Origin of the sequence: Leptolyngbya sp. ST-U4 (genome assembly GCF_039962215.1) — a bacterium.
In the GTDB taxonomy this organism is placed as follows: Bacteria; Cyanobacteriota; Cyanobacteriia; order Elainellales; family Elainellaceae; genus Leptolyngbya_A.
Genome location: NZ_JAMPKZ010000006.1, coordinates 143,843 through 164,737 on the forward strand (window position 1 = coordinate 143,843; position 20,895 = coordinate 164,737).

Here is a 20,895-nt window from a genome sequence, read left to right on the forward strand (position 1 = left end):
CCCATGACCCAAGGAGCAGGATCAGACAAAAACGCCGCACAAATCATCGCTAACTTATCCTTTGTTGGACAAAAGCCCACAGGACTCGCAACCTACGCAATTAATCTTGCCTCAGAGCTGAACCTGTCTGGATTAACACTGCTGGCTCCGCCTGCCCTGCATCATCACACCCAATCCAGGCAGCCCTGCTATGAAATTCCGGGCGGCATGAGTGCGGAGGAAGGCAAAGCCGGACATTTTCGCCGCCTGAAGTGGTCACAGTTTCAGCTTCCGGGCATTTATCGCCAGCTTCAATCGGACCTACTCTTTTCCCTGGTTCCTGAAGCTCCGATTGAGGCGAAATGTCGATCGATCGTCATGGTTCACGATCTGATTCCGCTTCGCTTTCCGCGCTGGGCTTCTCCCCTGTTTCACTATGCCCGTCTCTATGTGCCGCAGGTTCTAAAGCAGGCTGAGCATATCCTTTGCAATTCCCATGCGACCGCTCAGGACATCTGCAATTTTTACGGAATTCCTGCCTCAAAAATCACGCCCGTGCTGCTCTCCCACGATTCGCACCATTTTCGGATTCCTGATTGGCCGATCGAAGGAATGGCAATGGATTACTCCTCTAAAAGCGCTACGTCGCATCGCCCCTATTTTTTCTACATCGGACGGCACGACCCCTATAAAAACCTCCTGCGGTTGATTCGCGCCTTTGCTGCCCTGCCCAATCCCCAAAATTATGATCTGCTGATTGCAGGTTCCCCCGATCCGCGCTACACGCCTCTACTTAAACAGCAAGCGATCGAGCTAGGGGTCTCCGAGCAAATCAAGTTTCTCGACTATGTGGCTTACGATCAGCTTCCCGGTTTGCTGCATGAGTCAATCGCCCTGGTTTATCCCAGCTTGTGGGAAGGGTTTGGATTTCCCGTGTTGGAAGCAATGGCATGCGGTGCGCCTGTGATTACCTCAAATCTGTCTTCCCTACCGGAAGTGGCAGGAGACGCAGCCATTCTGATTAATCCGTATGATGAGCAGGCTTTAACTGATGCGATGGCTCAAGTGGCAACCGATGATCAAGTGCGAAAAGACTTGCGAGCGGCAGGGTTAAAGCGATCGAGCCAGTTTAGCTGGGCAAAAACCGGACAACAAACGGCAGCAGTGCTGCAGCGGTTTCTCTAGTTTTCTTCAAGCTCTACCTCTCATTCATGTTGCAAAACCTATCGTTTTCACATGAGGATCGATCGTTTGTTGAAGAATGGAGGGAAGCTGTCCTAAAAAATCGGTTTGATTATGACAACAACCTATCCCAACACCCCCGACCTCTCCGCCTCAGATTATCTGGTTGTGGGGCTGGCAACCTGCTTCGTGAAAGAGGATGGCGAAGTGCATCCCGTGCATGTGGTAGAACCCATTCCCTCGGCAGCTCTGGAAGCTCTCAGTAAGGGCATCGCTACTTCCTACGAATTTGCCTGTGCGACGACGATCGGCACAGTCCTTCCAGATGGCAATCCGCAGCTTCTCGCAGAATTGCCGCCCGATACTCAGTTTTGCGATGACTTTGCCTTTCGTGCCACGGCTGCTGCTCGGACTTACAAAAGCCGCTTGGAGTCTCAAAGCCTGATTCCTACCGGAACCACGAAGCGTGACTTCAATTTTTCCACTGAAAGAAAGCGCGTCCTCAACTCCGATCGCATTGTCAAAAGCGAGGATAATGTGAAGCAGCACGCTTACACGCATCAGGTTCTTTAGCACAGGTTTTCTCGTCTCAGGTCTTATGCTCAAACTTTACGGCGGAGCCAGAAGCCGCGCCTCGATCGTCCAGTGGTATCTTGAAGAATTGGGCGTTCCCTACGAATATGTCTTGCTCGATATGCAGACAGGACAGCATAAAGAGCCAGACTTCCTGACAATTAACCCGTTTGGCAAAGTTCCAGCTATCAAGGAAAACGGCTATCGGCTTTGGGAATCGGGCGCAATTTTGCTCTATCTGTCCGAAAAGTACGACACTTCGCTGACCACCTCAGAACACCGTGCCACAATTGCCCAATGGGTGATATTTGCCAACGCAACGCTGGGACCGGGCGTTTTTGTAGAGGCAACCCGCGATCGAGAAATGCCACGCCTGCTGGCTCCTCTGAACGAGATTTTCGATCGTCAGCCTTTTCTGCTGGGCGACCAGCTCTCAGCCGCAGATGTGGCAGTTGGCTCGATGCTGGCGTATATGCCGCTGTTGCTCAAGATTGGTTTTGATGACTATCCCGCGATTGGAAATTACCTGAAGCGTATTGCAGAACGTCCGGCATTCCAGAAGACGATCGGCAGTAGGAAAGCAGCGTAGTTTGTTCCATTCATTACGGTTTACCAGGGGGCAGGTTTCAGGCTTGCCCCTTTAATCATTTTTGACGCTATTTTTGGCGTTGCTAAATCACAGGATGAATTTCTCCACCTACGGAAGACTTTCGATCCGTTCAAAGTCCCCCAGAATTAACTTATTTAGGAATCCGCTCAGCAATTCTCTAACTCAGTTCATCCTTCGATTCAGCGGCGCCTTTGATCGATCGCCTATAAAGACCGAGCGCCCATACAACAATTTTCCTGTGCCTGATCGACTTTCTGCTCGAATTGGGAATTCTAGTTTCAAGAACAGGGTTTAGCTACCAGATAATCATTGTTTCAGGTCGAGATGAATTGCTTGTGTTTACAAGCGAAGCAGTGAATCCTGTAGCCGCCCCAGCATTAGATTCAACTGCTTATTAGTGTCCCCCTTCACGCTTCGGACTCAGAATCGCGGACATTACTAAAGGATTTTTCCATGTCGAATATTCTTGTAACTACCACAGCGGACAGTGGTACAGGTTCCCTGCGAGCAGCAATTGCCTCGGCCACTGCTGGAAGTACAATTCAGTTTGCTGCAAATTTAGCGAACCAAACCATTACCTTAACGAGCGGACAGATTGAAATTGCTGCCGGAAGAAATATCACGATCGATGGCTCCACGGCTGCCGGATTGACCATTAGCGGCAACAACAGCTCCCGTATCTTTTGGGTGAAATCCAACCAGGACTTTCCCACAACCATCACGTTTAAAAACTTGTCGCTGGTCAACGGCTATACTGCCGAAAACGGCGGTGCGATTCGGGGAGAGCACAAAGCTAATCTCACCGTTGAGAATGTCAAGTTCCAAAACAACGTGGCAGACAAAGGGGGTGGGGCAATTTATAGTGCCTGGGAAAATCAGCTTACGGTCAACAGCTCTCAATTCAACGGGAACAAAGCTACTGCGGGAAATGATGAGCGCGGTGCAGGGGCGATCGCTTTTGTGAGTTCGGGAAATTTCACGGTTCGTAATAGCAGCTTTACCAACAATCAGGGCATTAACGGCGGGGCAATCAATAGTTTGAATGGCAAGCTGACGATCGAAAACTCCCACTTTGTCAACAACAGCACACTAGCAGCCCAGTACGACGCCGGAAAAGAGAATCCAACCCTGCGAGGTTATGGCGGTGCGATTTACACCGATCGCGCCAGCAGCACAAACGAGCCATCGGGAAGAATCCGCATTAGCGGCACGCTCTTTGAGGGCAACAAAGGCAAAGCAGAAGGCGGCGCAGCCTATCTCTATACCGGTACACAGGACAGCATCGAGATTCAGTCCAGCACTTTCAAAAACAACGAGGTTCAGGCACTCGCTCAGGGCAATAGCGGCAATGGCGGTGGACTGGTGGTAATAAGCAATTCGCCCAACCAGGGATTGACGATCGCCCAAACCGCATTTGTGAACAACACGGCATCGAGCCAGGGCGGCGGAATGTGGCTGATGGGCGCACCTGCAACGATCCTCAACAGCACCTTTTCCGGCAATCAAGCCCCTGGAACCGTACCCGGCAAAGTCGTGGGTACAGATTACTATCCGCTTGGCGGTGCGATGGCTCTCTACAGCGATGCCAGGCTAATCAATACCACGATCGCCCACAATCAGGCAGGCTGGGTCGGTGGTGGCATCAGTGTTGCTGGCGGCTCCAAAGTCTCATTGCAAGACACAATCCTGTACAAAAACACGGCAGCCAACGGCGGCAACCCTTGGGGCATTCAGCAGCACAGCAGCGGTACACTCACTGATTACGGCGGTAACATTCAATTCCCCCCCGAGAAAGACAACAAAAACGCCACCACTGCAATCACGATCGCCGATCCGATGCTGGGCACCCTGCAAGACAACGGCGGCGGCATTCTGACTTATGCGCTGTTGCCCGGAAGTCCTGCGATTAACAAGGGAGTGGGAACAGGCACACCTACCCTGGATCAGCGAGGCTTTACCCGCGCCGATGGCTCGATCGATGCAGGCGCATTTGAGTTTGGGGCAACGGCTCCAGCAACTCCTCCAGGAACTGAAACCCCGATCGCAGGCAGCACAGACAACGATGTTCTGACGGGCAGCAGTATTAATGACTGGCTCAGAGGAGGAATGGGATCTGATCTGCTCACGGGTGGCGGCGGAGCCGATCGCTTTATTTATGCGGGCGCAACCCGACGCGAGGCTTTGTCAGGCTCCCGGCTGCGAAACCCCGATCGAATTCTGGATTTTAATGCGATTCAAGGCGATCGACTTCAGTTGGACTATGACAATAATCTGGCAACGATCGATCGTCCGCGTAGCGCGTTTAATGCCGGAAAAGTGCGAGGTGAAAATTTACGCGCAGGCGTGCAGGCAGCTTTTCAGGACAAAAATCACCAACGTAAGGGCAATCAAGCTCTACGGGCAAATGAAGCGGTGGTGTTCCAATGGCGCAAGCAGACTTTCTTGACAGTGAATGACAACGAACGCAGGTTTGCTCCCAATCAGGACATGATCATTAACGTGACCGGACTGCAAATGATCGGACAAGATGCCAGCGCAGGGGTTCTGAAGGTGAGTTCCTATTTTGTCTAGCGTTAATTCCAGTCCCTATTCTGCTGCTTCTGAGGGGAAAACCAAGCCCCTTTTCAGTCTCAAAGTTTCCGAAAGTTGACCGTATTGAGGGGCAGAACCTTTCATCCGCCCCAAGCAGCCTCTTTAATATCAAAAAGGACACCTCTTAATGAAGTGTCCTAATTTTTATTTCGTTTTTATTGAATTGTGAAACGAGATTCTTATCTAAAACCGACGGCTGCCTGCCATACAAACGCCAGCAGCAGGAAGAACACCGGAATCACAGGCAGAACGTCTACGAGCGGATCAAAGATCGCGTAGGCTTCAGGTAATTTTGCTAAGAGCAATGCCGCTTCCATGAATCAGTCTACCTCTCCAACACAAATTTCATAATTGTTGGGTATCTTAACACGATCGCCGCTCCAATTCATCCGCAGTGACAAATCTAATTATCAGAGAATCTGATTTGCTTTAGGGCAGCAAAAAGCCTGATCCGGCTCGGCGAATAAAGTAGCGAGAAGTTTCTTCATTGGGCGAGCGATAAAGCATCAGAAAGTTGCCGTTGTTCAGCGTATAAAGTCGATAAACGCCCTGCGCGGGAGTAAGCTGCTGCTCTCTAGGAATCCCTGCATTCTCCGGGAAATAGCCACCTCGCGCCACAATGCGATAGCCGCTGAGAATATTGGTGGCAGCATTGAAAACTGCCTGAAAATCTCCGTCAAAATTCGGATCGTTTTGCAAATCTGCTAGCATCCCCGACGAGAAATTCAAATCACTCTGAGAAGCCCAATCGGTCAAGCGAAACAAAGGCAAAATCCCGCTCCGAACTTCAGTTTGAGCAAAGCTGGCTCTACTGAGTGTAAGCAGCAAAGCAGTTGCTATGACAAGCTGCACTGACCCTTTCCGAGCGAAATTTCTGATCAGTTTGAATTGACGATCGCCCATAGCTAACCTGTGATTAAAATGCTTCTAAATTTAATTGACAGGACTTTATCACAATTTCAGGAAGGGGTGGGAAAGCCTAGGGAGATGAGGAGAGCAAGGGGAGTAATCTGCTAGCTCTTGCTGGAGGCATTGAATGAGCTGTAGGAGTGGTTAGCGGGGTTTATGGGCTTTCCAGGTTCCGCCATATGCATAGTAGGGATTGTTTTGGCTTACGGAGGGATAGCATCGATCGCAGACAAAAATCCACTGCTCTGAGGCATCTACCTTTACGCGATAGAGGACTTCGGCAGGCTCCTGACAGCGATCGCAGGGTTTAATTCGCACCCGTGCCATAAAATTACTTTTTGCGGTTATTTCAGGAGCGGTTATTTCAGGAAATGACGGTCGAATTTTGAGGACGGGCAAAAATCATGCGTCCGGCGGAAGTTTGCAGTGAACCTGTGACGACGACCGCTAATTCACCGCCAATGTAGCTGCCGCCTTCTTCGACCACCACCATTGTGCCGTCATCCAGGTAGCCGACGCCCTGAGCGGGTTCTTTGCCCTGCTTGAGAATCTTCAGGTCAATCTGGTCGCCGGGAAGGTAGGCAGGGCGCATTGCCTGAGCCAGATCGTTAATATTTAGCACGTTGACTTTTTGCAGACTCGCGACTTTGTTGAGGTTGTAGTCGTTCGTCAGCAATGTGCCATTAATGTCCTGTGCCAAACGCACCAGCTTTGCATCGACGGTAGAAACATCATCGTAGTCAGCGGGGTGAATGATAATGCGTTCCGGGTATGCTTCTTGAATCTGATTGAGAATATCTAAGCCTCGCCGTCCCCGCACCCGCTTTTGATCGTTCGAGGCATCGGCAATTTGCTGAAGTTCTTGCAGAACAAACCTCGGTACGAGCAACTGTCCTTCTAGAAATCCGGTTGCCAGGATATCTTCGATTCTCCCGTCGATAATGCAGCTTGTATCAAGAATTTTGCTCGTTGCCGGCTTGAGCGTTCCCTCCGCAACCAGCATCGACTCGACGCTATTAGGATTAATGAGCCGCAGCAGGGTTCGACCGTGGATATCTGCCAGATTGATGCCAGAAAAGGCAAACAGCACGCTTCCCAAAACGGCAGCAAGCGGCTTGATAAAGGCAAACTCTCGTGGAATCGGCAGCAGAAAAATGGGAGCCAGCATCAGGTTCGCGACCAGCAGCCCTAGCACCAAGCCGACCGATCGACTCAGCAAGCGATCGACGGGCATCTCGCGAATTTGCCGTTCGACCCGTCGATAGGCAGTTTGCGCCACAATGCCGATCGCCAAACCAATCAGCGCACCAAATCCGCCCGTGACTGAACTCAGCCCCTCTAGGCTCGTCACCTGTGCCAAAGCATCGTTTGGCAGGAAGTCAACGCTATAAAAGCCAATTCCTGCCCCTGCTATGATGAAAGATATAATGATAATTGCGTCAAGCATGACAATAATCCAAAGTAGGATTAGGTGCAGACTTCGTTAGGAATCAGAATAGCATCGGCAGGGATTTTTCGCTGGACGCAGTTGCCCCGATCGCGCAGAAACGCAAGCTTCAGGCAGTTGCAGAATAACTCACTAAAATTCCAGTGATTCAATTACATGATTCAATTGCGAAGCTAACTTTAATTCCGTACGACCTCATTATATCTTTTTCGCTTTGTCAGCATTTTTGAATTCCTTGAGCCTGAGCTGCGATCGTTCAATTTCTCCTATTGCGGCATCGCCTCTGACTGAGACGGTAACAGCCGCATATCTTCATATTCCGTTCTGCCGCCGCCGCTGCTACTACTGTGATTTTGCCGTGTCGATCGTGGGCGATCAGCCACCGCTGGCTCGAAGCGGAGCAAGTTCCCAATACGGCACCATTACTGCCTATCTCGAAGGGCTGCTGCAAGAAATTCGCGCTACACCTGCCAGAGGAAATCCACTGCAAACGGTTTTCTTGGGCGGCGGCACACCTTCTCTATTGACCGCTCAGCAAGTTGAGCAAATTCTAAGCACGATCGATCGTCAGTTTGGCATCGTACCAAACGCCGAAATCTCGATGGAGATTGACCCGGACACCTTCGATCGCGAAAAGCTGCAAGGCTATCTTGCCGCTGGTATGAATCGCTTTAGTCTGGGAGTGCAGGCATTTCAACCCGAACTGCTTGCTGCCTGCGGTCGCACCCACACGCGAGAAGATATTGATCGGGCAGTAGAATGGCTGCATCAGCTCAATGTGCAAAACTTTAGCCTCGATCTGATTTCTGGGCTGCCTCATCAAACGCTGGAACACTGGCAGGACACTTTGCAGACTGCGATCGACTTCAATCCTGCCCATATCTCGGTGTACGACCTGACCGTTGAACCGGGAACTGCCTTCGATCGTTGGTACGAAGCAGGCAGCAAGCCTCTGCCGAGCGATGAAGCCACTGCACAAATGTATCGCTTGACTCAGCAAACGCTTACCCACGCAGGCTACGAACACTACGAAATCTCAAACTACGCGCGATCGGGCTTTCAGTGTCGGCATAACCGCGTCTATTGGGAAAATCGCCCCTACTACGGCTTTGGCATGGGAGCTGCCAGCTATCTTAACCTGAAACGGTTTACCCGACCGCGGAAGCGCACTCAATACCATCAGTGGGTCTCAGAATATGTTGCCAGCGGTGGGTCGATCGATTGCTTGACCACGCCGCCAACCGAGATTTTGCTGGATACCCTGATGGTGGGCTTGCGTCTAGCCGAGGGCATCAGTTTAACGGCATTAGGCGATCGATTTGGGCAGGAGGCAATCGAGCAGATTCTTGCCTGTTTGAATCCTCACCAGCAGCGCGGCTGGGTTGAAATTACCAATGGTGATCGCACATCGCGAATTCGGCTTTCTGATCCAGAAGGATTTCTGTTCTCGAATGTGATTTTGTCCGATTTATTTGAGTCGTTGAGTTAAACAGCAAAATCAGGACTGACTTTGATCGCGAGAACAGAGACCGATCGATTAAGCCAGCCCTACGGACTTTGTCCTGAGCGACACGGTTCTAAACTGCACAGATAAACCCACCCCGACCTGCGATCGCCCTTCCAGGAGGAAATAAAGAGCGAGGCTGAGGCTGGGATGGGTCGCATGACGTTAATTCAATTGTCCTAATTCAAACGCCTCGTTTGCTCTTGCCCTAAACTCACCGACGGCTGCACAACACGCGACGGAAGCCGGGTTTGAGCGATCGTGGGTCGCAGCACATTCACTGCCTGAGCATACTGGGGATCAGCGTTCGTGCCGACCAACGACAGATTACGGGCAAGCGTTTGCTGCTGCTGCTCATTGAGGCTAACTTCAACATTCGGCGTGATTCCTCGCTGGCTGATATCCGTGCCGCCCGGGGTGTAGTAGTGAGCCACGGTCACCGCCAAACCGGAGCCGTCGGACAGCGAATGCACGGCTTGAACCAGAGCTTTGCCAAAGGTGCGCGTACCCACAATAACGGCTCTCTGGTTGTCCATCAGCGCGCCCGTAACGATTTCGCTAGAGCTTGCCGAGTTGCCATCGACCAGGACTGCCAGCGGAAGCTGGGTCAGAGCAGTGTGATTTGCCATAATCTGATCGCTGTTGCCGTGACGATCGACCGTTCGCACGATCGCGCCGCCATCGAGCCACATCCGCGAGATTTCGACGCTGGCATGCAGCAGTCCACCAGGGTTGCCGCGCAGATCCAGCACAAATCCGTTGACGTTCTTTGACAGCAAATCCTCGATCGCTTTTTTCATTTGATCGGGTGCATGACTGCTAAACTCGGTCAGGCGAATATAGCCAATGCGCTGATTGCCTTCCTGACGCAGCTCGTGGGCAACGTTGGGCAGCTCGATGCGGGCGCGGGTCAGGGGCAGGTCAAAGGCAGCCCGGCTCTCCCGTTCAATTCGCAGAGTGATGCGAGTTCCCGCTTCTCCTTTGATGAGCTCTGAAGCAGTTTCGACGCTCATGCCCGTGGTCGATCGCCCATCGATCGCCAGGATTCGATCGCCTGTCTGAATTCCGGCTGCACTGGCAGGAGAGTTGGCAAGGGGTTCAACCACTGTTAAGGCTTTCGTTTCCTCGTGCAGTTGCAGGCGCAAACCCACGCCGGACAGTTCACCGGAGGTTTGGCTAGTGAGTGTCTGATATTGTTTTGGGTCAAGAAAGCGAGTGTAGGGATCGTTGAGCTGCTCTAATGCCTCTCGCAGTGCAGCGTAGGCAGCTTCGGGCGAGGTATAGTCGCGGCTGAGCAAATCCTGACGGACTGCCTGCCAGTTCACTCGGTTAAACGTGGTATCGACATATTCGCGATCGACGATTTGCCAGGCTTCATCTAAAACGGCTTTGGGATTGTTTTGAAAAGCGGCTTGGGCAGTAGAGTAAAGCGGAGAGAGAACAGTGACTACGGCAAGCGTGCCTCCAAAGCAAACACCTTGCAGAAGGCGGGAAAGGCAAGGGAGATCATTCATAGAAATGTAGACCCAGAAGACGGAAAACGATACCAGCAGCTAACCCACTCGGCTCAGACTGGGGACAGTCGGGTTAAGAAAGGGTCAGATCAGATTGTCTAACAGTAATTTCGAATGGGATCAGATGGGAGTAGAGGAGATACAGAAACGTATCGCTCCAAATCATCATGACCGCAGAAGCAAATTCCTTCCTACAAATGTTGCAAAGCTTAAGCACTCACATTCCGTAGCCTTAGAGCAACCAGCCTTGGAAGTAGCGGATCAGCACACCACAATCATGATGCATCCAAATTACGAACCGAGTTGATGCCCCTGAGACCATTCAGTCAATTCAGTTAATCAGTTAGGTCGATTCACCCCCAGCTAAGGAGGGTCTAAATTCTTCCTCGCTAGTTTAGCAAAGGTCAAACTGACGATCACAAGGATCTCAGAACATTTCTAGCTCAAGTTGTTCCTGCATGCGCAACACGATCTGAAGCAGAGTCTACCGCTTTAATGCGGCTCAATGCGGCTACTCGACTTTTGCCCCGGCAATCATTTGCAGAACAAACGGCTCGCCGCCTGCCTGATGGTAGCGATCTGCCCACTGGCGAATGACTTCGTCTAGCTCAGTCAGTGCCTGCTCCAGGCGATCGGGCGGAATGTCTAGCTCTTCTAAAATTCTGGCGACCCCTGGCTGACGGTCTGCCCAGTCTCGCATCATTTGGAAGAAGCGGGCAGTGTCTTCCACCATGATGTAAGTGCGTTCTTCCTCATCAGCGGGAGTATAGGAAGAGCGGGTCAGGGCGTAAAAGGGCATTCCCCAGGGCGAGTCAATGCGTGTGACGGTCCCAGAGTAAAGCAATCGCCGCTTAATGTGTTCTGCCAGAGCTTCGCTAAGCGGCATTCGTCCGTGGGGCGGCACGTCTTCCTGGGAACGCAGATGGAGAAATTCGATGATCTCCATAAGCTGGAACGAGTTGACCAACTGAGCATCTGGCAAGTTTGGCGGCAGCTTTTCCTCGATCTGTCGCTTCTCCTCGCTAGAAAGACCACCGCCGGGAACTCGCGATCGTCCCGGTTGCCAGGGGTATTGTTCCAGCCAAATGTAGGGAAACTGGATGAGGTAGCGTGGCTCCTGAGAACCCAGCATTTTGAGCAGTTTCCCCTCGGTCAGGGCTTGCCTGACTTCTTCGACAATGACCTTGACTCGCTTTGGCTCAATGTGGTGGAGGTGTCCTGTCATTCGCAGGTTTTCGTCCTGCTCCAGATAGGTCATATAAATCGCGCACTTTGCAGCGGTTGCTGCCGCATCCAGGAAGGCTCCGTGTCGGTGTCCTCCGGTTCGCATTGCGCTAAACGCTAAATAGAGCATGATCTGATCGATCGCACTTGGACTAAGACGTTTGATCAGATCGGTATCGTTCGTCATCTTTTGGGTAAGGTATCGAGCAAGAGGATACGTAGAGGGAAAACGAGAGGCTTCGCTGGGGTCATCTCGGTGTAGCCGTAATCTGGCACACTTTATTTCAGCTCTGCTGCTATTAATTTATCAAGAACGAATTTACGCGTCTATTTGGGCAAGACTAAACCATTTTAGAAGACACTGGTACTTTTTACTGTTCTGTAAATCTGTGGAATTATCGCTGCAATAGCTGAATGCTATGTATCTTGCCAGCAAATTTGCTGCCACAATACCCGAATTGATGGTCTTGCTCAAAAATTTACAATTAATTTTACTTTTTCTAGGGAATTGATGAAGCAACACGCTAAACAATTTAAACCAATCTGTCACTTTCGATTAAAGCAAATGCTCCAAATCAACTGCTCTAATCAAGAGTGCCTTAAACAGCACGATGAACAGATAGTTTTAGCGTCCGCTACCTCGATGGTCGCCTTCGAGGCATGTTGCCATCAATTCTGTTTGATGCAAATCCTTGCTTTGAATGAAGCCCTTTTCAGCGTAAGGAATGCCAGGTTGACCGGTAAGCAGCAAAGAGGATTCTACAAAACTGGCTGCTACAACAAAACCAATCGAAACAAGGAGCGAGGATGTCAACATGAGAGACTTTAGATGAGCGTTTCTAATCCCAAATACGTCCCCTATGTCCATCGGTCAGGAAAGTTCGATCGACTTTATACAAGATTGAATTCTGCTTTGGTCTGCTTGAGATAAAAGAAAATTTTTCAGTATTCCCACAACAGGCAAAATTATCACGCGACTCAACAAAGCGATGCATTTTAAGGCAGTCGGACAGCGATCGATGGCAGAACGGAGGACGGCAAAACGGGCAGAGATGAGCCAAATCGCTTTGTATTCGATTGTGTCTGATTGTGCTCGATCGGAATGAGTGTTCGATCGCAAGGGAATGAGAAATCCTACAGTTGCTTTTGCAAAAGAGCGACTTTTAAGGATAATGGCGGGGAGATGTTTTATCGGGGAAATCACCCAGAAGTAGCCGTGCAACTTCCAAGTCCCATCTATTCCGTTTGGCAACAGATCACCCTGGTCAGACTACCCTTAACCCAGTGGAGCCGATCGAGCTATGCCCATTCCCCGATCGGCAGTTTGCGACGCTGGCGCGATGGAAGCTGGCTGTTGCAGTGGGCAGAACCGATCGGCGGGCTACTAGCAGCCGTGATCTATGGTTTGGCTCCTTTTCTATCAACCAGCATTATTGGCGTGCTGCTGATTGCCTGTGCGGGCTACTGGGGGCTGCTGACGCTTTCAGACAATGCGGAATCAGGATCTGGACTCACGCCAATTCACCTCCTGGTTTTGCTGTATTGGGCAGTCGTAACCATCGCGACGGCTCTCTCTCCAGTGCGAACTGCGGCGATCGAAGGCTGGACAAAGCTAACGCTGTACCTGGTTTTGTTTGCGCTGCTGGCACGGGTGCTGCGATCGGCGCGAGTGCGATCGGCGTTGATTGCCATTTATTTATTAACTGCCCTGGTTGTGAGCATTGCTGGCTTGCGGCAGTGGTTTTTCGGCGCAGATGAACTGGCAACCTGGGTTGACCCGGAATCGACTCTAGCGGGTACGACGCGAGTTTATAGCTATCTGGGAAATCCGAATCTGCTAGCTGCCTACCTACTTCCTGCGGTAATTTTTAGTGCGGCAGCCGTTTTTGCCTGGAAGCGGTGGACACCGAAATTGCTGGCACTGCTGATGTGGGGCATTCATTCTGCCTGTCTGGTGCTGACCTTTAGCCGGGGTGGATGGATTGGCTTTGTGATTGCTAGCTTTGCGCTGCTGGTGCTGCTGATTCACTGGTTTAGCGTCTACCTGCCGCGCTTTTGGCGACGTTGGGCACTGCCGATCGTTCTGGGGGCATTTGCCGTTCTGGTTACGCTTGCCGTAATCGTGGTTGATCCGCTGCGCGATCGGGTGATGAGTATATTTGTTGGGCGAGAAGACAGCAGCAATAACTTTCGGATTAACGTCTGGACTGCCGTGATCCGCATGATCAAGGATTATCCGGTGCTGGGGATCGGTCCCGGCAACGATGCGTTTAACCGAGTGTATCCGCGCTATCAGGAGACTGGATTCACAGCTCTCAGTGCCTATTCGGTGTTCCTCGAACTTGCAGTGGAAGGCGGATTTCTAGGGCTGGGGTGTTTTCTGTGGCTACTGCTGGTGACGTTGAATCAGGGATGGCTCCAGCTTCAAAAGCTTAGACAGTCTGCCAATCGGGAAGGCTTCTGGCTGATTGCGGCTCTGGCAACGATGGTGGGAATGCTGGCACACGGACTGGTGGATACGGTCTGGTATCGTCCGCAGGTGAGTACGCTGTGGTGGCTAATGGTGGCGATCGTGGCAAGCTATTACCCATTTTCTCAGCCCGTTGATGCGGCAGAAGGTTCTAAGGTAGATTCGCAGTGAGTTGGCGGGGTCGGTTCAAGGGATAAAGCTGTGGGACTGAAGTGGGGATTCGAAAATAAGGTGGGGATTCGAAAATAAGGACGGTTCGCGAACCGCCCCTACTGAATCTCCTTCTGGCTAAGCAATAGGCTTACTCAGCTTCGCCGCCCACTACGACATCACGAATTCGCAGGCTCGGACCACCACAGCCGACGGGTAAGCCGCTTTGTCCGCCCTTGCCGCAGCCGCCCGATTCATCCCAGTAGAAGTCATCGCCGATCGCCTCAATGTCTGCCAGCGTAGTGAACACATTGCCGGAGAGATTGACATCACGCACGGGTTCTGCAAGTTTGCCGTTCCGGATCATCCAGGCTTCCCCAGCAGCAAAGGTAAACATTTCGCCGTTGGTCATGCCACCGAGCCAGTTGCGGGCATAAACGCCTTCCTCGATGCCGTCAAACAAGCGACCGACCGGAGTACTACCGCGTGCGATCCAGGTGTTGGTCATTCGGACGATCGGCGGAAAGTGGTAGCTAAGGCAGCGTGCGTTTCCGGTGGGGGTTTCGCCAAGTTTGCCTGCGGTCTCGCGGGAGTGAAGCCTTCCAGACAGGATGCCGTCCTGAATAAGCTGGGTAGTAGTGGCAGGTACGCCTTCGTCGTCGTAGAAATAGCTGCCGCGATGCCCTTCTGGAGCTGCCCCGTCAAAAATTTGCAGATCACGCGGACCAAATCGCCGCCCAACAGTCATGACTTCCATCAGATCTGGATTTTCGTAGATCATGTCTGCCTCGGACAAATGCCCAAAGGCTTCGTGGACAAACAAGCCCGACAGGATGGGATCAATCACGACTGTATAGGTGTTGCCTTTGACCGGAGGCAGGACCAGCGCATCGACAGCGCGTTGGGCAGCACTTTGCACCTGTTGGTCGAGTTGCTCTAGATCTTCATAAGCTTTACGCGATCCAGTGGTTTCTCGTCCGGTTTGGACGGTTTCGCCGTTGCGGGCAGTGGCGGCAAAGCGCATTTCCAGATCAACCCAGGATTGCTCGATCATCGTGCCGTCGGAGGTGGCAAGAATAATGCGCTGAGCACTGTCCCCGTATCGAACTGAGGTTGTCGCGATGCGAGCGTCCACACTTCTCAGAATGTCAGCATAGTGGCTACACAGAGCTTTCTTTTGCACAAGGGGAATCTGGCGGGGGTCGGTTCCGGTAAGCGGCAGTTGACGAATGTCTTGAATTGCCTCGACCGGAGCCAGCAGGGTTTCTTCGTCGCCCACCAGACGAGCAGCGGCGATCGCTTCTTCGATTCGGTCTTTAAGACTAGAGAGGCGATTAAAGCTGGCAAACCCCCAACCGCCTTTGTAGCAGGCACGAACCTGACCACCGATTGAGATGCCTTCACTTAGCGTTTCTATGCGGTTGCCGCGCAGGAGAATGTCGGTTCCTTCTGCTTCTTCGAGCCGAATCGCCAGGTAATCGACCTGCGATCGATAGCGCGCCATGAGATCAGCGAGCAGATTTTTTGCATCAGCCAGTTGGGTAGCCATAGGGATTCCGCGATCGAGACTGTTTCTATTTTGTCTCAGCGGGGCACGAGTTGTTGTCAGGAACGATCAGGCTACCAGCCATCCTCGTTGTTGTCGTGCCAGATCTCAAGATCGAGGTCGTTGAGATACATCAGCGCACTCTCAATCTGGATACTGGGTCCATGCAGTTCCAGGTCAAACCAGCCGTCCTCACGGGCGTTTGCGCCAAGTAGGGCTGCCCGGATGTTGATGGTTAAGCCGTGCTGGGTAATCAGGTTAGAGATGATTGGCTCTTGCTGATAGCGTTTTGGAATGCGAAGCCGAATTCGAGTCTGGGCGTTTTGGCGATCGTCGGGGCTAGAGACAGCGTGGGGAGAACTGAAGGGTTTGAGTGAGGTCATGGCTTTTCAGAAAGGTAAAGGAGTTGCGATCAGAGGTTTAGGATTAATTTGAGGAAAAATTTAATCTACGATAAACCGGTCGGCTTACGAGACTTAATTTAGTGTAGTCGGGATGGAACGATTTTTCTAGGGGGCGATCATTGGATCAAGGCTGGAGTGAGAAAATACTGGAGGTTAGCCAGTGGGAGTAAGGTCTTGCAGGAGCCGGAGGAAAAGGCGCTCGTTCGCTCTCCCCGAATTCAGCAAACGACTGTGTCCCCCAAACCCTTCCAGAAGCCGATTGCATGACGAGAGGCTGGAGGTTGTGGGAGGTGTGAAGTCACTAGAGACCCAGGATTAGAGACCCAAGAAATTTTAATTAGTAATTACTTTGGAATTGGAAAATTGGCGAATTTAGGTACTGGGCAAGAGGTTTAAGGAATGCTGAGGAATAGGGCAATGGGTATCAGGCCGCAATGGAAGACAAGTTTCTTCTATGGGGTCGTTAGCTTGATGCTAGGCACAGGGCTGCTAGGTGGCAGGGCGATCGCGGTGGATGATGAGACCGTGCTGCTGCTGACCGATCCGCTGGAGATTCAGTCTCTCAACTTGCCGGAGGAACGGCAGCAGTTAATCAATCAGGGAGTGGTTACGCCGGAAACGATTTCCCAGACCGGGCTGACGGTTCCGAGCCTGTGGTGGGCGCAGCAGCAGTATGGGGGAAATTTACTGGAATATTGGTTTGCGTTTCCGGGAAGGGAGGATGTGCCGCCGAGGGTGGATCTGCTGGTGAATCAGCAGGTTTGGAACAATACGGATTACCTGGCACAGTATGGTTTTTTGTTGCGGTTTGGGCGGGTGTCAGAAGAGTTTGGCTACAGTACGCGGGTGTTTAATGGTCGGGGGGAATTGCTGGGGGCGTATATCTGTCCGAGCAATGCTCCGACCTGTCGAATTTTTCTTTCGCCTGCGACTCCCAATGCGTTTCTGAATCCGCTCGCGCCTCTGATCACCCCTGCAACCTCACCTTAGTCCAGAGCTGGCGATACTGCTCGATCGTCCGATCGGGTAAGGGCAGCAGAAATTCGCTTTTGTCCAGACTGTTCTGGGGCAGCAACAGGGTTTGATTTTGGCGCAGGGCTTCGGGCAGGGCAGATCGATCGCTTTTCAGCAATACAGGCGAGGCTGCCAGACTCAAGAGCGAAAGCTGCTCTGCAACCTGGGGCTGCCAGAAAAAGCTAATCCACTGGTTTTCGAGGGTTTGGCGGCTGGAGTCGGCGGCTGCGGTTGCGGGACGAACCCACAGGTCTGCGGTCAAAATCGTGCCGCTGGGGGGAACAACTGCGCGAATTCGTCGATCGCGCTTTGCCATTCGCAGAATTTCGCTGGACCAGCCGATCGCAACCCAGGTATCGCCCAGCAGGAGCGGCTGTAGATAATTAGTGGAGCCGTAGAACTTGACTTGCTGATGAAGAGCGTTGAGTTCTGCTTCAAGGGAGGGAACGGCATTGAGGTCGTCGCGATTGATCGATTGCCCCAGTTTCTTGAGCGTCAGTCCAATTACGGCGCGGGCACTGTCGGGCAGAGAGATTTTTCTGCGTAGCTCCGATCGCCACAGGTCCTGCCAGTCTTGAGGAGTCCAGCCCAGTCGTTCAAATTCCTGATGGCGGTAAGCAATCATCAGGGTTCCGGCTCGGTAGGGAGCTGCCCAGATTTCGCCATTGGGGGTAGGCTGTCCCTGGCGATCGCGCCGGACAAAGGCTTGCCAGGGGTCTGGTAAAGATTGAAAGTCAGTGAGATTGGCAGTTTGAATGGGTTGAATCAATCCTTGCTGAATTGCGCTCGTTAGCCACGCATCGCCCAGCGTTACCAGGTCAGCAACCGGGACGGTTCGGCGGCTATTCACAAATGGGAGTCCAGCAGTAGGTTGCTCCGATGTGGCTTGCGGCTTCCAAGTTTGCAGCAGCTTAAACAGGTCGGCAAGCTGACTGGTGGGCAGCAATTTGAGATTTTTGTCGCGGGCAACCTGCCGCTGAAACGCTTTAAGCAGTTCTGCCGGAATAGAGTTTTCGAGGAGCCTGACGCGCAGATCGGCGTTGGTTGCGGGGCTGCATCCGGTGAGAGAATAGCTGACTGCCAGGGTTCCGGCGGCGATGAGGAGCGATCGGCGGTTCATGAAAGGGGGTAAAGGAATAAGGGGGTGAGGTTGTCTTTACTGTTGTCTTCTATTGTCTTCTTTACTATTGTCTATTGTGCCGATCGCAATGAATGGATTGAGCAATGGAAAGTGGGTTTAAGGCTGCTTGTGTTCCATACCGAACGAATCCAACCAGGCTGACCACAGACGCAGGGATTTGATCGTCTTCGGGTCGCTGGTAGGTGACGATCGTTCGCAGGCGCAGATCAGGGCGGATGAATCGCATTTAGATCAACGGCGATCGAGCTTTTGTAGTAGGTCGTCATTTCTAGCGTTTGGCGGGTGGGCTGATAAGTGAAGCGTCCGGCGATCGCTCCTGGCTGATAGTAGCCCTGGTCGCGCAGATAAAATCCCTGAATCATTTCTCCTGCCGGATCGAGCGGAACCTGGGCAGCTACAGGCAGAGGCATGGGCTTCACGGCTTTGGGCTGGGTCAGCACGAACTCGTCGGGCATAAACAAAGCTTTTAGACTCATCGCAACTTCTTCGCCCGTTTCGGAGCGAGTCGCAAACGAAATCGCAAAGCCAAACCAGCTCAGCGGACTTTGCAGAAGGCGATCGATCGCAATTTGAATTCCAGAAAAACTTTGTTCGGCAACTTGACCGGGCTGAGCCGGTGATCTGATTAAAATTCGCTGTTTTTCGGATTGATCAAGCGTATCGGCGCGAAATTCAGTATAAGAGCGTTCAACTTCACCTGTTAAGACAGAGTGATACGTTCTTTCAGTCTGCCAAGTACCTGCACAAGCAGTAAAAAAGTCTTGGAAGCTGAGCATTGAGGCATCAAGCGAAAAGATATTTAGATCAAATCAGGTTGACCGTTTTCCTGCAAGTTGCACTGGAAATAATATTCCTCAAGAGCCTTTTAATTTGTAATGCAAAATCTTCCCCCAGAATAAATCAGAAGTTGTCAAAACGTTAAATGATTCAGGAATCTTGCTTAATTGAACTATTCATTCCCTAAGATGTAAGCACGTTTAAGAAATAAGGCAGATTGTCAGATGGATTTACTCCAGGAACAGGTAGCGACACTACATCTCAAGATTGACGCTACCCAGGACATTGTTGAGCAGTTAAGCCATCAGACTGCTGAGATTTTAACCACGCTCAAAGGGGTGTTAGAAAATCGGAATCAGTTTCTCCAAGGCAGTGGAAACGGTTCACGATCGTTTTATTCCAACCGATTGGTGCTGGAGAACAGTATTGAACAGCACAAAGATGTTTTGGAAGATGTGAGCTATTCAGATTCTGAAGCGCGTTCTAGCGATCGAACCCTTTCGACAGAAATGCAAATTCAACGCCTGACCGCCCAACTGACCGCCGCTTATAATCGCATTGCTGCCCTCGAAGAACAGCTTTTATCCAAGCGAGTTCACTAGGCCGGAGCGACAAATTTCAGCTTATTTTTCAGTCACGTTGCAGTAGTTCTTCACTAGAGAAACTCTTATCTAGCATTCGCTTTTACGAAGATTGCGGTGAAGGCGAGTTCACCCGTGGAATTTCTAGCCGAAACTTTCTATCGATCGCTGTTCATCCATCAAAAATTCGATCGTTTCCAGCAGTTGATGCTGGCTCCAGTTTGCAAATAAATGGGCAGCAATGGCACAGCCTCCGGCTCCCACGCCTTCCTTGACGTATCCCTGCTCGTAGATTCGCAGTTGAGCATAGCGAGAATTGGCAAAGCTTAAACTCGTCGCCAGCAAAGGAGCTTCTAGCAAAGCAGCTAACCCCACTGTATCTCCGGTTGGATCTTCAGCCACCCAGCGCGTTGTACCCACCACCACCTGTTCTGGCTGCCAGAAGAGGTTTTCGGCAAGGGCAATCGATTGGGTTAGCGCGTACACGGCAAGCATCTGTGTCCCCCCTGCGAGCAACACCCCACAGGTCCGGCTGGCTGCGATCGTCATTCCCGCCACGACAATTTGCATCGGGTCGCCCAACCCAGCAATGACCGCAAACGGGTGAATCAAGGGAGCCGGGGAAGTTAAGGGAGTTGAGGAAGTCGAAGTTTTCCAGCGATCGAGTCCCTGCTGCACGATCGCCCATTTTTGTGGGTGATTACAGGTGGAATGGCTACTGTTAATTTTTCCCTCGGCTTGCCAGCCCAAGCCTGTTAGAACTGCCAGAGCTGTTGTGGTGCCGCCTACCACGCATTCGCCCAGAATCAGGTAGCCTGCAGGATTTTGTGCTGCCAGCTTCTCTCCCCAGCGCAGCCCTTGCTGAAACAAATGCTGAACGACAGCCCGATCGATCGCCCTCCCAGTTGTCAAACACCGGGCAGGCATTCCCCCTAAATCGATTGCCGGAACCGTTGGCGGCTTGGGCAGTCCCGCATTCAAGATCAGGGTCGGAATCTGAAGCTTTGCCACGATCGCACGAGTAATCAATGTTGGCGAAGCCCCAGCAACCAGCGGCGGCAAGGGAAACTTGGGCTGAGCCTGCACTCCGTGATATAGAAATTCTGCATCAGCGATCGCTGTAAACTGCCGATCGTCTGGTGTTGCTCCCGCCGCCGAGATCCCCGGAATTAGCCCCGTCTCTGTAAAGCCCAGCACGCAGGCGAACTGAGGAAGTTTTCTTTTGTGGCGATCGATCCAGGCTTGGGTTTGACTCAGTTGGGTGTAGAGGCGGAGCAT

20 protein-coding genes are annotated in these 20,895 nt (G+C 51.9%); 8 read left to right on the forward strand and 12 right to left on the reverse strand.

Features of this window, described 5'->3' with window-relative positions:
* Positions 1-3 precede the first annotated feature (3 nt).
* From NDA02_RS12265 to NDA02_RS12280, 4 genes are all read left to right on the forward strand, one after another.
* Positions 4-1,164: a glycosyltransferase family 1 protein gene (locus NDA02_RS12265; protein ID WP_190793041.1), complete on the forward strand. Its 1,161-nt coding sequence runs from the start codon at positions 4-6 to the stop codon at positions 1,162-1,164.
* A 111-nt stretch (positions 1,165-1,275) separates the two neighbouring features.
* Complete coding sequence (locus NDA02_RS12270) at positions 1,276-1,734, forward strand: hypothetical protein (protein WP_190793040.1); 459 nt, start codon at positions 1,276-1,278, stop codon at positions 1,732-1,734.
* Positions 1,735-1,759: 25 nt separating this feature from the next.
* Positions 1,760-2,323, forward strand: coding sequence for a glutathione S-transferase family protein (locus NDA02_RS12275; RefSeq protein ID WP_190793039.1), 564 nt, complete (start codon positions 1,760-1,762; stop codon positions 2,321-2,323).
* Between the two features lie 474 nt (positions 2,324-2,797).
* The gene (locus tag NDA02_RS12280; RefSeq protein WP_190793038.1) at positions 2,798-4,915 is read left to right on the forward strand and encodes a choice-of-anchor Q domain-containing protein; all 2,118 of its coding nucleotides are present in this window, start codon (positions 2,798-2,800) and stop codon (positions 4,913-4,915) included.
* A 200-nt stretch (positions 4,916-5,115) separates the two neighbouring features.
* On the opposite strand, the gene NDA02_RS12285 is transcribed toward NDA02_RS12280, so the two are convergent.
* The 4 genes from NDA02_RS12285 to NDA02_RS12300 form a co-directional block, all read right to left on the reverse strand.
* Positions 5,116-5,253, reverse strand: a complete 138-nt coding sequence (locus NDA02_RS12285) for a photosystem II reaction center protein K (RefSeq protein ID WP_036531950.1) — start codon at positions 5,251-5,253, stop codon at positions 5,116-5,118.
* Between the two features lie 112 nt (positions 5,254-5,365).
* On the reverse strand, positions 5,366-5,839 hold the full coding sequence (locus NDA02_RS12290) for a hypothetical protein (RefSeq protein WP_190793037.1): 474 nt from the start codon (positions 5,837-5,839) through the stop codon (positions 5,366-5,368).
* Positions 5,840-5,989: 150 nt separating this feature from the next.
* Positions 5,990-6,172, reverse strand: coding sequence for a hypothetical protein (locus NDA02_RS12295; RefSeq protein WP_190793036.1), 183 nt, complete (start codon positions 6,170-6,172; stop codon positions 5,990-5,992).
* Positions 6,173-6,209: 37 nt separating this feature from the next.
* Positions 6,210-7,292: a PIN/TRAM domain-containing protein gene (locus NDA02_RS12300; protein ID WP_190793035.1), complete on the reverse strand. Its 1,083-nt coding sequence runs from the start codon at positions 7,290-7,292 to the stop codon at positions 6,210-6,212.
* A gap of 268 nt (positions 7,293-7,560) precedes the next feature.
* Between NDA02_RS12300 and hemW the strand changes: the two genes are divergently transcribed.
* Entirely contained in the window at positions 7,561-8,781 is a 1,221-nt protein-coding gene (hemW, locus tag NDA02_RS12305; protein WP_348247149.1) for a radical SAM family heme chaperone HemW, read from the forward strand.
* Positions 8,782-8,975: 194 nt separating this feature from the next.
* Here the strand turns inward: hemW and ctpB are convergent, their stop codons facing one another.
* A complete protein-coding gene (gene ctpB, locus NDA02_RS12310) occupies positions 8,976-10,310 on the reverse strand; it encodes a carboxyl-terminal processing protease CtpB (RefSeq protein WP_190793034.1) in 1,335 nt (444 codons plus the stop codon).
* Between the two features lie 511 nt (positions 10,311-10,821).
* Positions 10,822-11,721 (reverse strand): heterocyst differentiation master regulator HetR, encoded by a 900-nt coding sequence (gene hetR / locus NDA02_RS12315; RefSeq protein ID WP_190793033.1) that lies wholly within the window; start codon positions 11,719-11,721, stop codon positions 10,822-10,824.
* A 1,047-nt stretch (positions 11,722-12,768) separates the two neighbouring features.
* On the opposite strand from hetR, the gene NDA02_RS12320 reads away from it, so the two are divergent.
* Complete coding sequence (locus NDA02_RS12320) at positions 12,769-14,175, forward strand: IctB family putative bicarbonate transporter (protein WP_348247150.1); 1,407 nt, start codon at positions 12,769-12,771, stop codon at positions 14,173-14,175.
* A gap of 130 nt (positions 14,176-14,305) precedes the next feature.
* On the opposite strand, the gene NDA02_RS12325 is transcribed toward NDA02_RS12320, so the two are convergent.
* Both NDA02_RS12325 and NDA02_RS12330 read right to left on the reverse strand, forming a co-directional pair.
* The gene (locus tag NDA02_RS12325; RefSeq protein ID WP_190792015.1) at positions 14,306-15,703 is read right to left on the reverse strand and encodes a TldD/PmbA family protein; all 1,398 of its coding nucleotides are present in this window, start codon (positions 15,701-15,703) and stop codon (positions 14,306-14,308) included.
* Positions 15,704-15,774: 71 nt separating this feature from the next.
* Positions 15,775-16,083 carry an NIL domain-containing protein gene (locus tag NDA02_RS12330; protein WP_190792016.1) on the reverse strand — a complete coding sequence of 103 codons (309 nt, stop codon included), beginning with the start codon at positions 16,081-16,083 and terminating at the stop codon, positions 15,775-15,777.
* Between the two features lie 438 nt (positions 16,084-16,521).
* On the opposite strand from NDA02_RS12330, the gene NDA02_RS12335 reads away from it, so the two are divergent.
* Positions 16,522-17,094: a hypothetical protein gene (locus NDA02_RS12335; RefSeq protein WP_190792017.1), complete on the forward strand. Its 573-nt coding sequence runs from the start codon at positions 16,522-16,524 to the stop codon at positions 17,092-17,094.
* Here NDA02_RS12335 and NDA02_RS12340 read toward each other — a convergent pair.
* The 3 genes from NDA02_RS12340 to NDA02_RS12350 form a co-directional block, all read right to left on the reverse strand.
* Positions 17,072-18,238 carry an extracellular solute-binding protein gene (locus NDA02_RS12340; RefSeq protein ID WP_190792018.1) on the reverse strand — a complete coding sequence of 389 codons (1,167 nt, stop codon included), beginning with the start codon at positions 18,236-18,238 and terminating at the stop codon, positions 17,072-17,074. The genes NDA02_RS12335 and NDA02_RS12340 overlap by 23 nt on opposite strands.
* Before the next feature lie 64 nt (positions 18,239-18,302).
* Positions 18,303-18,485 carry a hypothetical protein gene (locus NDA02_RS12345; protein ID WP_242067339.1) on the reverse strand — a complete coding sequence of 61 codons (183 nt, stop codon included), beginning with the start codon at positions 18,483-18,485 and terminating at the stop codon, positions 18,303-18,305.
* Positions 18,466-19,035, reverse strand: coding sequence for a phycobiliprotein lyase (locus NDA02_RS12350; RefSeq protein WP_242067340.1), 570 nt, complete (start codon positions 19,033-19,035; stop codon positions 18,466-18,468). Before NDA02_RS12350 ends, NDA02_RS12345 begins: the two co-directional genes overlap by 20 nt.
* Before the next feature lie 225 nt (positions 19,036-19,260).
* Here NDA02_RS12350 and NDA02_RS12355 point away from each other — a divergent pair, with 225 nt between their 5' ends.
* Positions 19,261-19,638, forward strand: a complete 378-nt coding sequence (locus tag NDA02_RS12355; RefSeq protein ID WP_190792019.1) for a hypothetical protein — start codon at positions 19,261-19,263, stop codon at positions 19,636-19,638.
* A gap of 123 nt (positions 19,639-19,761) precedes the next feature.
* Here the strand turns inward: NDA02_RS12355 and cobT are convergent, their stop codons facing one another.
* Positions 19,762-20,895 (reverse strand): nicotinate mononucleotide-dependent phosphoribosyltransferase CobT, encoded by a 1,134-nt coding sequence (gene cobT, locus NDA02_RS12360; RefSeq protein ID WP_190792020.1) that lies wholly within the window; start codon positions 20,893-20,895, stop codon positions 19,762-19,764.

Bases quoted from the DNA above. Each gene is read 5' to 3' on its own strand.
- NDA02_RS12265 (WP_190793041.1), top strand. From the start codon at position 4: ATGACCCAAGGAGCAGGATCAGACAAAAACGCCGCACAAATCATCGCT.
- NDA02_RS12270 (WP_190793040.1), top strand. From the start codon at position 1,276: ATGACAACAACCTATCCCAACACCCCCGACCTCTCCGCCTCAGATTAT.
- NDA02_RS12275 (WP_190793039.1), top strand. From the start codon at position 1,760: ATGCTCAAACTTTACGGCGGAGCCAGAAGCCGCGCCTCGATCGTCCAG.
- NDA02_RS12280 (WP_190793038.1), top strand. From the start codon at position 2,798: ATGTCGAATATTCTTGTAACTACCACAGCGGACAGTGGTACAGGTTCC.
- NDA02_RS12285 (WP_036531950.1), bottom strand. From the start codon at position 5,253: ATGGAAGCGGCATTGCTCTTAGCAAAATTACCTGAAGCCTACGCGATC.
- NDA02_RS12290 (WP_190793037.1), bottom strand. From the start codon at position 5,839: ATGGGCGATCGTCAATTCAAACTGATCAGAAATTTCGCTCGGAAAGGG.
- NDA02_RS12295 (WP_190793036.1), bottom strand. From the start codon at position 6,172: ATGGCACGGGTGCGAATTAAACCCTGCGATCGCTGTCAGGAGCCTGCC.
- NDA02_RS12300 (WP_190793035.1), bottom strand. From the start codon at position 7,292: ATGCTTGACGCAATTATCATTATATCTTTCATCATAGCAGGGGCAGGA.
- ctpB (WP_190793034.1), bottom strand. From the start codon at position 10,310: ATGAATGATCTCCCTTGCCTTTCCCGCCTTCTGCAAGGTGTTTGCTTT.
- hetR (WP_190793033.1), bottom strand. From the start codon at position 11,721: ATGACGAACGATACCGATCTGATCAAACGTCTTAGTCCAAGTGCGATC.
- NDA02_RS12325 (WP_190792015.1), bottom strand. From the start codon at position 15,703: ATGGCTACCCAACTGGCTGATGCAAAAAATCTGCTCGCTGATCTCATG.
- NDA02_RS12330 (WP_190792016.1), bottom strand. From the start codon at position 16,083: ATGACCTCACTCAAACCCTTCAGTTCTCCCCACGCTGTCTCTAGCCCC.
- NDA02_RS12335 (WP_190792017.1), top strand. From the start codon at position 16,522: ATGGGTATCAGGCCGCAATGGAAGACAAGTTTCTTCTATGGGGTCGTT.
- NDA02_RS12340 (WP_190792018.1), bottom strand. From the start codon at position 18,238: ATGAACCGCCGATCGCTCCTCATCGCCGCCGGAACCCTGGCAGTCAGC.
- NDA02_RS12345 (WP_242067339.1), bottom strand. From the start codon at position 18,485: ATGCGATTCATCCGCCCTGATCTGCGCCTGCGAACGATCGTCACCTAC.
- NDA02_RS12350 (WP_242067340.1), bottom strand. From the start codon at position 19,035: ATGCTCAGCTTCCAAGACTTTTTTACTGCTTGTGCAGGTACTTGGCAG.
- NDA02_RS12355 (WP_190792019.1), top strand. From the start codon at position 19,261: ATGGATTTACTCCAGGAACAGGTAGCGACACTACATCTCAAGATTGAC.
- cobT (WP_190792020.1), bottom strand. From the start codon at position 20,895: ATGCTCCGCCTCTACACCCAACTGAGTCAAACCCAAGCCTGGATCGAT.